Below are 233 nucleotides of genomic sequence, written 5' to 3'. Positions count from 1 at the left end.
AGCACGATGGTTTCCACGCGGCTCAGTGCCCGTTGCTGGCGGAGGATGCTTGAGCGCGAATTCGAGCCCACCACCTCGGGATCAACGGGGCGCAGCACCGCGATCTTCCGGTCATGGTCCAACTGGAGGGAAAGGAAGAGCTCAGAGAGCCTGCTCCGGAGGATCACTTGGTTATCAAGCAGCGTCGTCCACAATTTCTCTTCACGGCCGCCGTCGATGTATGGCCCTTTCAG

At 60.1% G+C, this 233-nt stretch carries 1 protein-coding gene; it reads right to left on the bottom strand.

Annotation, left to right across the window (positions count from 1 at the left end; all coding sequences use genetic code 11):
* On the bottom strand, positions 1-233 hold a 233-nt coding region (locus tag SCA31_RS25650; RefSeq protein ID WP_410699741.1), incomplete at both ends, for a DUF4194 domain-containing protein.

It is taken from the genome of Chryseobacterium sp. SIMBA_028, from assembly GCF_046535285.1.
GTDB lineage: Bacteria > Bacteroidota > Bacteroidia > Flavobacteriales > Weeksellaceae > Chryseobacterium.
The sequence above is the reverse complement of the archived record's forward strand: the minus strand, read 5'-3'. Positions and strand labels throughout refer to the sequence as shown.